We start from the raw sequence: 10,434 nt of genomic DNA, 5'->3' as shown, positions 1-10,434 counted from the left end.
CCGGTGGACGGCGCCGGGCGGCCGCTGGCCGAGCCGCTGATGTACAACGACAAAGTTTCGGACGACGCCATGCTCGCCGCGATCGCCCGCACGGCGCCGGAAACCAGCGCCGCGCATGGGGCGACGTCCGGGCTTGCCAAGGCGCTCTGGTTCCAGCGCATGCCCGGCGTCCATGCCGTGCTGCACCAGGCCGACTGGATCGGCGGGCAATTCTCCGACCGTTTCGACGTCAGCGACGAAAACAACAGCCTGAAGACCGGCTATGACGCCGAGGAACGCCGCTGGCCTGACTGGATCGCGGAAACCGGCATGCGCCTGACGCTGTTGCCTGGAGTCGCCAGGCCGGGCAGCGTGACCGGCAGGCTCACGGCCGCGGCAGCCGACCTGTTCGGACTGCGGCGCGAGGTGGCGGTGGTTGCCGGCACCACGGATGGCTGCGCATCGTTCCTGGCGACGGGCGCGGCGGATGCCGGCGACGGCGTCACCGCGCTCGGATCGTCGCTGACCATCAAGATGCTGTCCGACCGGCCGATCTTTGCGCCGCGCTACGGCATCTACAGCCATCGGCTGGGCGACGCCTGGCTGGCGGGCGGTGCGTCGAATACCGGCGGCAAGGTGCTCGCCCAGCATTTCCCGCTCGCGCGCATCGTCGAACTCAGCGCCGCAATCGATCCGGCGGCCGAGACCGGCCTCGACTATTATCCGCTCGGCGCGGCCGGCGAGCGCTTCCCCATTGCCGATCCTTCGCTGCAGCCGCGCCTTCTGCCGCGGCCAGAATCCGACGCCGAGTATCTGAAGGCGATGCTCGAGGGCATCGCAGCCATCGAGGCGCTCGGCTACCAGAGGCTTGCCGAACTCGGCGCGCCGAGATTGACCTCGGTGCGGAGCGTCGGCGGCGGCGCCGCCAATGCTGCCTGGACCGAGATCCGGCGGCGCAAGCTAGGCGTCGATTTCCTGCCGGCACTCTCCGATGATGCCGCAGCCGGGACGGCAAGGCTGGCGCTGATGGGTGCAAGAGAGGCGGGGCTGCTGTGAGCATGAAGCAAGCCAGACATCTCGGCGGGATCGGAGCGCTCGCCGATCGCTACGACGTGTTCCTGCCCGACCAGTTCGGCGTGCTGCATGACGGGCAGCAGCCCTATGCGGGTGCGGTCGAAGCCCTGTCGGCGCTGAAGCGCGCCGGCAAGACCGTGGTGCTGATCTCCAATTCCGGCAGGCGGGCGGAGCCCAACGAGCGGCGGCTGCTGAAGCTCGGTTTCGAGGCGGGAAGCTGGGACCATTTCGTCTCGTCCGGCGAGGTGGCCTGGCGGATGTTCAAGGACATGGTGGGCTCGGGCGTCTTGAAGGCGGGCACAAGATGCCTGCTGATCAGCCGTGACGGCGACCGTTCGGCGATCGAAGGCCTGCCCTTGACCCTGACCGAGCGGGGCGACGACGCAGAGCTGGTGCTGCTCTCGGCCAGCGAGGGCGACCGCTATGATCTCGATCATTACGGCACGCTGCTTGACCCGGCCGCCGCACGACGGGTGCCGTGCTTCTGCACCAATCCCGACCGGATCATGCTGACCGCGGTCGGACCGCGTTTCGGCGCCGGCGAGATCGCCGACCTCTATGAACGCCTCGGCGGCAGCGTCACCCGTGTCGGCAAACCCTATCCGGCGATCTTCGAAGCGGCGCTGGCGCTGGCCGGAAATCCGGCGCGCGGCGACGTTGTCTGCGTCGGCGACAGCGTCGAGCATGACATCGCCGGAGGCAGCCGCGCCGGCGTCGCGACCGCACTGGTCATGTCCGGAATATTGGCCGATGCCGGCGACCTGACCGGGCTGTTCGAAGAGCTTGGCGCGTGGCCGGACTACACGATGGATGCCTTCCGCTGGCGTTGACCTACCCTATACGACTGCCGGCTGCCGGATCGAACAGATGCAGTGACGTCGGATCGGCGGCGAGGTGGATGATGTCGCCCGGCTTCACGTCGCTGCGGCCCATGACGAAGACGCAGATCTGCTGGTTGGCCAGCCTGACATAGAACTGCGTCGACAGGCCGAGCGGCTCGACGACCTCGACCTCGGCCTTCAGCGCGCCGTCGTCGGCGAGCCTGATGTGCTCGGGCCGGAGCCCAATGGTGAGCGCATCGCCATCGCTCAGCGGCAGGCCATCCGGCAGCCGCAACTTCTGGCCATCGGCGAGCACGGCGTCGACCTTGCCGCCCTTGGCAACCTTAGCCGGCAAAAAGTTCATGCCGGGCGAGCCGATGAAGCCGGCAACGAAAGTGTTGACCGGCCGGTCGTAGAGTTCCAGCGGATGGCCGACCTGCTGCACGTAGCCGTCATGCATGACGACGATGCGGTCGGCCATGGTCATGGCCTCCACCTGGTCATGCGTGACATAGACCGATGTGGTCTTGAGCTGCTGGTGCAGCGCCTTGATCTCGGCGCGCATATGAACGCGCAGCTTGGCGTCGAGGTTGGACAGCGGCTCATCGAACAGGAACACTTTCGGGTCGCGCACGATGGCGCGGCCCATGGCGACGCGCTGGCGCTGGCCGCCGGACAATTGGCGCGGAAGACGGCCGAGATAGCTGTCGAGGCCGAGGCGCTTGGCGGCGGCGCCCACCCTGCCGTCGATCGTCGTCTTCTCGGCCTTCTTCAGCATCAGGCTGAAGCCCATGTTGGAGGAGACGTCCATATGCGGGTAGAGCGCATAGGACTGGAACACCATTGCGATGTCGCGGTCCTTCGGCGCGACATCGTTGACCAGCCGCTCGCCGATGCGGATCTCGCCGCCGGTGACCTCCTCCAGCCCGGCGATCATGCGAAGCAGCGTGGACTTGCCGCAGCCTGACGGGCCGACCAGCACGACGAACTCGCCATCGGCGATCTCGAGGTCGACGCCGTGCAGGATGCGCAGCGAGCCATAGTCCTTCTCGACATGTTGCAGCGTGACGGAAGCCATCGATTATCCTTTGACCGCGCCGGCGGTGAGGCCGGTGACGAGATAGCGTTGCAGGAAGGCGAAGAAGACGCAGACCGGGATCAGCGCCAGGATGGAGGCCGCCATCATCTGCCCCCAATCCACCGCGAACTTGCCGATGAAGGTGAGCAGGCCGACGGCAAAGGTCTTCTGCGCGTCGCTGGAAATCAGCATCAGCGCGAACAGCAATTCGCTCCAGGCCGCGGTGAAGACGAAGCCGAGTGTCGCGCCCATGCCGGGCAAGGTCAGCGGCACGATCACCCTGCGCATGGCTTGGGCACGCGTGCAGCCGTCGATCATCGCCGCCTCCTCCAGATCCTTCGGGATGCCGTCGAAGAAGGACTGCATCAGGAAAGTGGCGAAGGCGGTGTTGAAGGCGGTGTAGATGATGATCAGCCCGGTCAGGCTGTTGGTCAGGCCGAGATCCCCCATGATGCGGTAGATCGGTGGGATGACCATGACCAGCGGGAAGGTCTGGGTGAGCAGCAACAGGATGGCTAAAGTCGCCTTGCCGCGGAAGGTGAAGCGCGACATCGCATAGCCTGCGAGCGTGGCGATGACTGTGACCAATGCCGCCGTCGACAGCGAGACGATGACGCTGTTCAGGAAATAACGCGGGAAGTCGGAGGCTTCGAGCACGGTGACGAAGTTCTGGAAAGTCATCTCGGACGGCCAGAAGGTGATGCCTTCGGAATAGAGCAAGCGTTCGGGCGTCACCGAGATCTTCAGCGTCCAGAAGATCGGGAACAGCGCGAAGATCACGTAGGCGGCGATCGCCGCGTAAAGGCCGATGCCGCCGACGATGCGCGAGGAGGTGGAGCGACCGGCGATCATCAGACGTGCCTCACAAGCGTGCGGCGAATGGCGATCAGGCCGATGGCATAGGCTATCAGCAGCACCAGAAGCAGCACCGCGACCGCCGAGGCGTAACCTTTGTCGAGCGACTTGAAGGCGCTGACATAGATGTAGACGGGCACCGTGCTGGTGGAGCCTGCCGGTCCGCCCTCGGTCATGACGAAGATCAAATCGGCGAAGGTGGCGATCCAGATGGTGCGCAGCATGACGGTGATGACGATGGTCGGCGCCAGGAACGGCAGCGTCACCTTGGTGAAGCGCTGCCAGGGCGAAGCGCCGTCGATGGCCGCGGCTTCATGCAGCTCGGAGGGGATCGACTTGAGCGCCGCAAGCAGCGTGATGGCGAAGAAGGGGATGCCGAACCAGATGTTGGCGACGATCGGCCCCCACATGGCGGTGGCCGGATCGGACAGCACGTTGGTCGGCTCAGCCTTCAGCCCGAGCGCGAAGAGCCAATGCGGCAGCGGACCGATGATCGGATTGAACAGCCAGGCCCAGGTAAGGCCGGAGAGGAAAGACGGTACGGCCCAGGGCAGGAACACCACTGCCTGCACGACCTTGCGGCCGTGGAACGGCTTGTCGAGCAGCAGCGCGAGAGCCAGGCCAAGGAAGAACTGGAAGAACAGGCTGGCGACCGTCCACCATAGCGTGTTGACCAGCGCCTGGCCGAGCACGGCGTCGGAAAGCATCGCCTGGTACTGGCCGAGGCCGACATATTCCGACTTGAAGGCCGAGAATTTGCGGAAGGAATAGCTGATGCCGATGATGAGCGGCACCAGAAGCACCACGACCAGCAGGACAATAGCCGGCGAAAGATACAGCCATGGCTCGATTGCCGCCCTGCTCAACCGTTGCTTTCGCGGCCGGCCGGCGGCTCGGATTTCGGACACTGCGTAGGTCATGCGGGTGGCGCTCTTTAGCAACTTGCGGCGGCAGACTTGATGTGGCGACGGCGACAGCCTCCTTCCCTCCGTTCACGGGGAGAAGATGCCGGTAGGCAGATGAGGGGCGGCGCTAGCATGGCAGAACTCGGCACTGCCCCTCATCCGGCTCTTCGAGCGACCTTCTCCCCGCAAGCGGGGAGAAGGAAGGCCGCCTACTTCTTGTTCTTGGCCAGCCAGGCCTGCTGTTCCTTGGTCAGGAACGCCGCCCATTCGTCGGCCACCTGCTTGGCCGGCTTCTGGCCGAGCAGCACTTCCTGGAAGTTCTTGATCGCCACCTGGTCTACGAAGTTGCCGAGGTTCTCCAGATGGGTCGGCGGCGTCACCATTTCATATTTGGAGCTGTCGCTGAGCTCGGTGAACCAGCCCTTGAACTGCTCCGTCTTGAAGTGGGCATCCTGGTCGGCACCGTTATGGATCGGGACGACGCCAACTTCCTTGGCCCATTCCAGATTGTCCTTCGGCGACAGCAGCGTCGCCATCAGCTTCCAGGCCTCGTCCTTATGCTGGGAATTGGCGAACATCGCCCAGCCGGCATAACCCAGCGTCGGATAGGACTTGCCGCTCGGGCCGACCGGCAATGGCGCGACCGCGAAATCGTCGGCGCTCATCTTGTCGGCGATGCCGAGCAGCGCGTCCGGGTCCTGGTTGAGCATGGCGCAGGTGCCGGAATAGAAACCGGTCACCGTTTCGTTGAAGCCCCAGCTCACCGCGTCTTTCGGCGCCAGGCCGTTCTTGTACATGTCGGCCAGCATCTGCAGGCCCTTGACCGAACCCTCGTCATTGATGGTCGAGGTGCCGTCCTCGGTGAAATAGCCGCCCTTGCCGTCGGCGATGTTCATGAACATGTGCATGCCGTTGAAGGCGCCGGGGCCGCCGCGCAGGCAGTAGCCGTATTTGCCGGGAATCGCCGAGATTTTCTTCGAGAATTCCACGAACTCGTCGAGGGTTGCCGGCGGACGGTCGAGGCCCGCTTCCTTGAACAGCTTCTTGTTCCAGAACAGCGCGTTCACATAGTAGCCGTAAGGGATCATGAACTGGGTGTTGTTGACGGTCGAGCCGAATTGCTTGGCGCGCTCGCCGAGCGTCTTGGCGTCGTCCCATTTGGCCATGTAGGGGCCGAGATCCTCGAGCTGGCCGTTATTGGCATAGAGGCCCATCCAGCGCTCCGGCATCTCGACGACATCGGGCGTGTCGCCGGCCTGCACCATGGTGAGGAATTTTTCGAAGGCCTGGCCCCAGGGCAGCGAAACGAGCTCGACCTTGATGCCGGGATTGGCCTGCTCGAACTCGGCGATCTGCTTCTTCAGGAATTCGGTGCGCGGCGGGCTGGTGATGACCTCGACCATCTTGACGGTGGTGTCGGCCAGCGCGGTTCCGGCGGAGATCGCCAGGCCGGCAGCGGCGGCAAGCATGATTGTCAGTCTTTTCATGTTCAGGACTCCCATTTTTGAACACATTATTTTTTTGCTCTGTCGAAGGCCTGGGCGATGTCGGCCCAGAGGTCCTCGACATTTTCCAATCCGACATTGAAGCGGATGGTTCGGGGGCTGACGTCGAAGCGAGCCATCGAATTGAGACCCGGCGTCTGCTCGAGCGAGGCCTTGGCCGGCACGACCAGGCTTTCATGGCCGCCCCAGCTGACGCCGATGCGGAAGAGCTTCAGCGCATCGACGAAGGCAGGAATGTCGACATCCTCGGTGACCTCGAAGGAGAACAGCCCGGCATAGCCGGCGAGCGTCTTCTTGCCGGGATGATTGGAATAGGCGGGGTGGTTGACCCGCTCGACCTTGCCATGCGCCTTCAGCCGCTCGGCAAGGATGAGCCCGCTCTTCATGTGGTGCGGCAATCTCAGCGGCAGCGTGCGCAGGCCGCGCAGAAGCAGCCAGCCCTCGAAGGGCGACAGCTTGCCGCCGAGCGAGGAATAGGTCTGCTCGTTGATGTGCTTGATGTGCGCGGCCGAGCCCGCCACCACGCCGGCGACGGTGTCGCTGTGGCCGCCGAGATATTTCGAAGCCGAATGCAGCACCAGATCGACGCCATGCGCAATCGGCTTTTGGAAGACGGGCGTGGCCCAGGAATTGTCGATGGTGGTGACGATGCCCTCTTCCTTCGCCAGCCGCGTCAGATGCTCAATGTCCTGCAGCTCGAACATCATCGAGGTCGGGCTTTCGAGATAGAGCAGCTTGGCGCCGGGAAGTGCCGCCGCGACCGCGTCGGGATCGGAGCCGTCGACGTAGTCGACCTTGATTTGCAAGCGCGGGAACAGCCGCTCGAACAGCCGGTAGGCATCGCCATAGCAATTGCGCACGGCGACGATGCGCTCGCCGGCGCCGACGAAGGCAAGCACCGTGGCGCTGATCGCCGCCATGCCGCTGGAGAAGCCGCGGGCGGCTTCGGCGCCTTCCAAAGCCGCGACGCGCGCTTCGAATTCCATCACCGTCGGGTTGTCGCCGCGCGAATAGATCGGCTGCCTTCTCCTGCCGGCAAAGGTGTCGGCCATATCGGCATAGTTGTCGAAGGTGAAGAGCGAGGTCTGGTAGATCGGCGGCACCACCGCGCCGCCGGGAAACGGATCGTCATGCGCGAGAAGCGTCGCCGCCTCGCCGAGATAGTCGCTGGCCAGGGAAGCCGGATCGAAGGCGGCGGGGTGCTCGTTCATTTGCGGTCCAAAAGTTTGAGGTTGGCGGCGCCGCGCTTCAGGTCGTCCTCGACCGTGGCGATGAGCTTCAGCGCCTCGCCGCGGGCACCCTCGGGATCGTGCGCGGCGATGCAGTCGAAGATTGTGCGGTGATAGGGAAAGCTGGCGTGGCCGAAGTCGCGCACACCCAGCGGATGTTCCCAGAAGCGGTGGAACAGCTCGTGCATGGCGCTGATGATCTGCTCGAACAGCGGATTGCCGGAGGCGCGGTAGACCGACTGGTGGAATTCCCAGTCCTCTTCCGACGACATGCCCGCGCGGGTGTGGAAGGCTTCTTCCATGATGTCGAGCTTGTGCTCGATCTCGGCGATCTCGGCCTTGCCGGCGCGGATCGCGCAAAGTGCTGCCGCCTCGGCCTCCAACGCGCGGCGGATCTCCAGCGTGCGCATCAGGCCGGCGAAATCGTTGCCGCCAGCAAGCGTCAGCGGCATGTGCAGCATGTCGGGCGAGACGGCCGCCTTGAGATAGGTGCCGCTGCCCTGGCGCCGCTCGACGAGGCCTAGCCCCTCCCAGCGCGTCAGCGCCTCGCGCACCGTGTTGCGGCTGACCTTCAGGCGTTCGGCTAGGATGCGCTCGGTCGGCAGTTTTTCACCGGGCCCCAGCGCCTCCTGCCTGACGAAGCCGGCCAACGCCTTCAGCACCGCGTCATCGCGGGCCGTCGTCTGAATGGGCGGGAGGCTGTCTGTCACGCCAGCGGGGGCCTAAAGTGGTTCAATGGTCCAACCAATTTCTGCACAGACCGAATGGCGAGTCAACAGCCGAAATCGAGATAGGACCGAACGGCGCGGCGATACGCCATTCGGTCCGACCGGCTCAGAGCGGTTCACCGTTTCACGGAAACGGCAAACCACTTATCTCTTTGTTTTGACGCAATTCCGGACGGAAAACCGTTTCACGCTTTTCCCGGAATTGCTCTAGCCGTGGACGCGCTCCGGTATGGCGCGATCGCTGCGCCAGCGGGCAAACATTTCCTCGCGAGCCAGTCGCGAAGCCGCAAGGCGTGCCTTCGCCTCCGCCAGCACGGCCGGCGAAGCCTCGGCGGGCGTGCCAGACCGGAAGGGAGGCGCCGGAGCGTATTCGAGCGAAAGCTGCACCGTTTCGGCCTCGGCCTGTCCGAGCAGCCTCGCGACCAGCGCCAGACCGAAATCGATTCCCGAGGTGACGCCTCCGGCGGTGATCAGGTTGCCGTCCTCCACAATCCGCTCGTCGACAGGAATCGCGCCGAACTCGGCGAGGAAATCATGCGCGTACCAATGCGTCGTCGCCCGCTTGCCCTCGAGCAGCCCGGCCGCGCCGAGCACCAGGGCGCCGCTGCACACCGAGGTGACATAGCGGGCCTGCGCCGCGCGCTGCCTTACGAAGTCGAGGACCGCCCGGTCCTCCAACAGCGCGTTGACGCCTCCCCCGCCCGGAACGCACAGCACATCGAGAGGCGGGCAATCGTCGAAGGTCACGGTCGGGTTGAGGGACAGTCGCGTCGACGACATTACCGGATTGCGGTCCTTCCAGATCAATTCCACTTCGGCGCCCTTGGCCGTCGCCAGGACTTCGTAGGGCCCGGTGAGGTCGAGCTGCTGGACGTTGGGGAATACGAGAATGCCGAAACGAAGGGACATGGAAATCTCCGTGGGTTGACTCCCGGTAATCTACGGCATCATGTTTTGGCACGATTGCCAATCATCCCTCGTTTCAAGCCAAACCTATGCGCCGTATCGAAATCCTCGCCTATCCCGACGTCCAGCTCCTCGATGTCAGCGGACCGCTCCAGGTTTTCGCCAGCGCCAACGACTTCAGGACGCAGGCCAGCGAACCGCCCGTCTACGAAGTCTTGGTCGTCGCCGCTTCGCCGCGGATCAGGACATCGTCCGGTCTCGTGCTGGAGGCAGCAGCGCTGCCGGCGCACGGGCTCGAGATCAACACGGTGATCGTGCCCGGCGGGTGGGGCGTCAACGCTGCCTGCGAGGATCCTGAGCTGGTCCAGTGGATCATCGGCCGGTCGCACGACGCCACGCGAACGGCGTCCGTCTGCAGCGGCGCCATGCTGCTGGCAGAGGCGGGCCTGCTCGACGGCCGTCGCGCGGTCACCCATTGGGGACGCTGTGCCGAGTTCGCCCGGCGCTTTCCGGCGGTCCGCCTCGAACCCGACCCGATCTTCATTCGTGACGGCAATGTCTGGACGTCCGCGGGCGTGACGGCGGGCATAGATCTTGCCCTTTCTTTCGTCGAGGCCGACCTTGGCCGGCGCATGGCGCTTGCGGTGGCGCGCGAGTTGGTCGTCTTCCTGAAACGCCCTGGCGGCCAGGCGCAGTTCAGCCAGACCCTCAAGCTGCAGGATGGCGACGAGCGCTTCGATAAGCTGCATGGCTGGATCCTGGACAATCTGGGCGGCGACCTTTCGCTGACGAGATTGGCCGAACGCGCCAATATGAGCCCGCGCAGCTTCTCGCGGCACTATCGGGAGGCAACCGGCCGTACGCCCGCCCGCGCGATCGAGGAGATACGGATCGAGGCGGCGCGGCGGATGCTGGAGCAGGGACTGGCCGTCAACCAGGCGGCCCGCCGCTGCGGCTTCGGCTCGGAAGAGACGATGCGACGCGGCTTTTTACGCACCCTCGGCACGAACCCGCGCGACTATCGCGAGCGTTTCTGAAGCATCGCCTCGTCTATGAATGCTCGCTACAACGGGCTCACCCCATCTGATAGCACGGCGGCATGGCCGAGCTCGGTCAGCGCGTAGATGCCGCGCTCGGCCCGGGCGAACCAGCCATAGTAATTGTGCAGCAGGATGCTGGCCGCGCGCGGCGAAAGAGCCTTGAGGTCGCGCGGCCGCTTCGGGCCGTCGGCCATGGCGGCGGCGCAGGCAATCGCTTCCTGGCGATAGGCGGTCATGATCGGCCTTTGCCGCGTGCTGCCGCCGATGGACGGATCGCCCTTGCGGCGGTGATGTTCCTCGACCAGGCGCGAGCG

At 64.9% G+C, this 10,434-nt stretch carries 11 protein-coding genes; 3 read left to right on the top strand and 8 right to left on the bottom strand.

The features are described from left to right. Positions 1-1,035 (top strand): FGGY-family carbohydrate kinase (locus DH10_RS33990; protein WP_192385836.1); only part of this gene is annotated, 1,035 nt, incomplete at its 5' end. A 2-nt stretch (positions 1,036-1,037) separates the two neighbouring features. Next, entirely contained in the window at positions 1,038-1,883 is an 846-nt protein-coding gene (locus DH10_RS33985; RefSeq protein ID WP_192251031.1) for a TIGR01459 family HAD-type hydrolase, read from the top strand. Position 1,884: 1 nt separating this feature from the next. Here the strand turns inward: DH10_RS33985 and DH10_RS33980 are convergent, their stop codons facing one another. From DH10_RS33980 to DH10_RS33950, 7 genes are all read right to left on the bottom strand, one after another. After that, positions 1,885-2,952, bottom strand: coding sequence for an ABC transporter ATP-binding protein (locus DH10_RS33980; RefSeq protein WP_192251028.1), 1,068 nt, complete (start codon positions 2,950-2,952; stop codon positions 1,885-1,887). Positions 2,953-2,955: 3 nt separating this feature from the next. Next, entirely contained in the window at positions 2,956-3,804 is an 849-nt protein-coding gene (locus tag DH10_RS33975; RefSeq protein ID WP_192251025.1) for a carbohydrate ABC transporter permease, read from the bottom strand. Beyond that, positions 3,804-4,727 (bottom strand): carbohydrate ABC transporter permease, encoded by a 924-nt coding sequence (locus tag DH10_RS33970; RefSeq protein WP_192251022.1) that lies wholly within the window; start codon positions 4,725-4,727, stop codon positions 3,804-3,806. The genes DH10_RS33975 and DH10_RS33970 overlap by 1 nt, the downstream gene beginning before the upstream one ends. Before the next feature lie 194 nt (positions 4,728-4,921). Then, the gene (locus tag DH10_RS33965; RefSeq protein ID WP_192251020.1) at positions 4,922-6,199 is read right to left on the bottom strand and encodes an ABC transporter substrate-binding protein; all 1,278 of its coding nucleotides are present in this window, start codon (positions 6,197-6,199) and stop codon (positions 4,922-4,924) included. Between the two features lie 26 nt (positions 6,200-6,225). Further along, positions 6,226-7,428, bottom strand: coding sequence for a PLP-dependent transferase (locus tag DH10_RS33960; protein ID WP_192251016.1), 1,203 nt, complete (start codon positions 7,426-7,428; stop codon positions 6,226-6,228). Continuing rightward, positions 7,425-8,156 carry a FadR/GntR family transcriptional regulator gene (locus DH10_RS33955; RefSeq protein WP_192251013.1) on the bottom strand — a complete coding sequence of 244 codons (732 nt, stop codon included), beginning with the start codon at positions 8,154-8,156 and terminating at the stop codon, positions 7,425-7,427. Before DH10_RS33955 ends, DH10_RS33960 begins: the two co-directional genes overlap by 4 nt. A 225-nt stretch (positions 8,157-8,381) precedes the next feature. After that, positions 8,382-9,083: a DJ-1/PfpI family protein gene (locus DH10_RS33950; protein ID WP_192251010.1), complete on the bottom strand. Its 702-nt coding sequence runs from the start codon at positions 9,081-9,083 to the stop codon at positions 8,382-8,384. A gap of 86 nt (positions 9,084-9,169) precedes the next feature. Here DH10_RS33950 and DH10_RS33945 point away from each other — a divergent pair, with 86 nt between their 5' ends. After that, positions 9,170-10,117, top strand: coding sequence for a GlxA family transcriptional regulator (locus DH10_RS33945; protein WP_192251007.1), 948 nt, complete (start codon positions 9,170-9,172; stop codon positions 10,115-10,117). 26 nt (positions 10,118-10,143) lie between these two features. On the opposite strand, the gene DH10_RS33940 is transcribed toward DH10_RS33945, so the two are convergent. Beyond that, the coding region (locus tag DH10_RS33940) for a DUF2161 family putative PD-(D/E)XK-type phosphodiesterase (protein ID WP_246811685.1) at positions 10,144-10,434 on the bottom strand (291 nt) is incomplete at its 5' end.

The sequence above is a fragment of the Mesorhizobium silamurunense genome (genome assembly GCF_014843825.1).
Taxonomy (GTDB): Bacteria; Pseudomonadota; Alphaproteobacteria; order Rhizobiales; family Rhizobiaceae; genus Mesorhizobium; species Mesorhizobium silamurunense.
The sequence above is the reverse complement of the archived record's forward strand: the minus strand, read 5'-3'. Positions and strand labels throughout refer to the sequence as shown.